Source organism: Rhizobium sp. UBA1881 (genome assembly GCF_002338015.1).
Lineage (GTDB): Bacteria > Pseudomonadota > Alphaproteobacteria > Rhizobiales > Rhizobiaceae > Rhizobium.
Genome location: NZ_DDHH01000140.1, coordinates 1 through 2,918 on the forward strand (window position 1 = coordinate 1; position 2,918 = coordinate 2,918).

Annotated in this window: 4 protein-coding genes; 1 reads left to right on the forward strand and 3 read right to left on the reverse strand. The window is 60.8% G+C overall.

Annotated elements, in window-relative coordinates:
* The 3 genes from B3605_RS17230 to B3605_RS17240 all read right to left on the reverse strand — a co-directional run.
* A partial coding sequence (locus tag B3605_RS17230) for a DUF2442 domain-containing protein (RefSeq protein ID WP_296435212.1) occupies positions 1–414 on the reverse strand: 414 nt, incomplete at its 3' end.
* A 93-nt stretch (positions 415–507) separates the two neighbouring features.
* Positions 508–1,149, reverse strand: coding sequence for an EF-hand domain-containing protein (locus tag B3605_RS17235; protein WP_112940993.1), 642 nt, complete (start codon positions 1,147–1,149; stop codon positions 508–510).
* 110 nt (positions 1,150–1,259) lie between these two features.
* On the reverse strand, positions 1,260–1,979 hold the full coding sequence (locus tag B3605_RS17240) for a pyrimidine 5'-nucleotidase (RefSeq protein WP_112941035.1): 720 nt from the start codon (positions 1,977–1,979) through the stop codon (positions 1,260–1,262).
* A gap of 120 nt (positions 1,980–2,099) precedes the next feature.
* On the opposite strand from B3605_RS17240, the gene B3605_RS17245 reads away from it, so the two are divergent.
* A complete protein-coding gene (locus tag B3605_RS17245) occupies positions 2,100–2,870 on the forward strand; it encodes an isocitrate lyase/PEP mutase family protein (protein ID WP_112940992.1) in 771 nt (256 codons plus the stop codon).
* The last annotated feature ends 48 nt before the right edge of the window (positions 2,871–2,918 follow it).

A 2,918-nucleotide genomic window follows, 5' to 3' on the forward strand; every position in this document is an offset into this window, starting at 1 on the left:
GGCGTCGCCGGCCTTCTTCGGCCGGCCGCCCTTGGCGCCGTTCGCGCGGCTTGCGGCCGCCTTCGCGGGCGAGCGGGATTGCCCGCCACGGCGTTGCGCCTCCATGAAACTCCTGGTGCCGAACACGCCGTTCATCAGACCTGATATTGTGTAGTCGGCATCAAGGCTCTCCCAGTGAAGGCCGGTCTCTCCAAGCAGCTCGACTTCGGCAAGCTCCGCCACGGTCGCCTCTTCCAATCCCTGCAACGCCCGCGCGGGGAAGATAAATGATGCGCCATTGGTGAAATCGAGGATTATGCGCTCCGAAGCGGCATCGAAGCGAACCGATGCGGGGATCGGCCGCTCGGCGCGCTCCGCTTCCCAACGTTGCTTTGCCTGCGCGAGTTCGGGGTCGGTGATCTTGTTCGTGACCATGTGGAAAAATAACCCAACAACTTGGGTATTTCAATCAGACGAAAAAGCCCACCGCGATCGTCGCGGCGGGCTCGGTTTTCGGTGTTTCTCGTCTTAAAGGAACGGACGCTGCGGCATGTCGGCGATCGAGATGACGCCGTCCTTGTTGGTGTCCATCCGCGTGAAGAATTTCTCGAAGGCGGCTTCGGCTTCCTGCTTGGAAATCTGGCCGTTCTCGTCGGTGTCGATCCGCTGCATCAAGAGGAGCTCGCGGATCATGCCTGGGCCGCGCATGCCGTGTCGGCCGGGACCACGACCGGCTTCGTCCTGCGGCGGTGCGGGCTGGCCAGCGTCTGCGTCAGCCGGCGGCGGGGATGGCGGGGCTTCGTCATCGGCCGCCATGTCTTCGGCAGGTGCCTTCATCTTGGCCATCTGCGCTTCGTGATACTTGCGGATTTCGCCCGGCGTCAGCGAGCCGTCATTGTTGGTGTCGATCGCCGCGAAGATCGTTTCCATGCCCTTCTGGGCTTCGTCCTTGGAGATCTGGCCGTCCTTGTTCGTGTCGAACTGCTGCAGCATGCGCACGAAGACGACCTCACGCATGATCGGCCCGCGCATTCCGCCGCCCATCATCGCGTGGTGTGGCCTTGGCGGATGCTTGTGCTTGTCGCCGGGCGCGGCAAAACTGCTGCCGGCTGCGGCACCGACAATCAAGACGGAGGAAAGTGCGGCCAGTATCAGCTTGTTCCGAGACATTTGGGTTCCTTTCAGTGTGCAATCTCATTGGGGATCACAGACGAAAAGGTAGGGCGGACAAGTCCGATTACCCAGTTAAACATCGGTAAGCTGGATGAAACTTTCGTAATTTAGCCGGTAATATTGGGCGTAATCTTACCAAGGAAATCAGTAAGATCGTCGGTCACGAAGTCGATGTGATCGTCCTCGCCGCTGGTCTTTTCCCACCACTCGACAACCGTGTCCTCGAGATTGTTGGGCACCAGTAGAACGGTCTGCATGCCAAGCGCCTTCGGCGCGATCAGGTTGCGCGGCAGGTCCTCGAACATCGCCGCCTTCTGCGTCTCGACGCGCTTCAACTGAGTGAATTTGTCGTAGGTCTGCTGCGCCGGCTTCGGCACGAATTCGGCCGCCACAATGTCGAAGATATCGTCGAAATGGTCGAGAATCCCAAGCGCACCGGCCGCCATTTCGGCGTGCTTGACGCTGCCGTTTGTGAAGATGAACTTGCGGCCGGGCAGCGCCTTGATCGCGGCTCCCAGTTCCGGTTGGGCGGTCAGGCTGGAATAATCGATCGCATGCGCCTTCTCGAGGAAGTCGTTGGGATCGACGCCGTGGTGGATCATCAGCCCCTGCAGCGTCGTGCCGTGATCGTAATAATACTGCTTCTGCAGCTTGCGCGCCTCGTCCCGCTCCATCTGCAGCAGTGTCGACACATAAGCCGTCATGTTCTTGTCGATCTGCGCGAACAGATTGACGTGATGCGGATAGAGTGTGTTGTCGAGGTCGAAGACCCACTCTGTCACATGCGAGAAGTCGGAATGGGTGGGCGTGCGATCGATCTTGCTCATCCTTGCCTTATGCCACGCGTCGCCTTCGATTGAAATCCGGAATGCGACCATTCACGCCGGCCGATTGATCGCCTGACGCACTCGCACTAGTTTTCCGGCACAAGAAACGAGGAGGCGAAGATGAATCAGGCTGAGAAGGCAAAGACGTTCGGCGCGCTGCACCGGAAGGGCAATCCTGTCGTTCTCTACAATGTGTGGGATGCGGGAACGGCAAAGGCCGTGACCGAGGCCGGCGCCAAGGCGCTGGCGACGGGAAGCTGGTCGGTCGCAGCCGCGCAGGGCTATGGCGATGGCGAGAAGATTCCGATGGAGGCGCTGGTTGCAACGACCCGCCAGATCACCGCGGTCAACGATCTGCCGCTCTCCGTCGATTTCGAGGGTGCCTATTCCACCGATCCCTCAGGCGCTGCCGCCAATGTCGAACAGCTGATCGAGGCCGGCGCGATCGGCATCAATTTCGAGGATCAGGTGGTTGGGGGCGACGGGCTGCACCCGGTGGAGAAACAGGCCGCCCGCATCCGCGCCATCCGCGAGATGGCGGATCGTCGCGGGATTGCGTTCTTCATCAATGCGCGCACTGACCTGTTCTTGCGTGAAGGTGATCTTGCCAAGCATGCTGGTCTGGTCGAGGAGGCGTTGGAGCGTGGCAAGGCCTATGCGGCAGCCGGTGCCGATGGCTTTTTCGTACCGTGGCTGATCGATGAGGGCTTGATCGAAAAGGTCTGCGCGGCGTCGCCGCTTCCTGTCAATATCATGATGCGGCCGGGCGCGCCTGATGTGAAGACGCTGGCGAAGCTCGGCGTTAGCCGTGTCAGCTATGGGCCGGGACCCTATCGGGCGATGATGGAGAAGCTGAAGGAGGCGGCTGCGGCGGTTTACGGAGCGTTATGAGGTAGACCCCTCCCCAACCCCTCCCCACAAGGGGGAGGGGCTAACTCG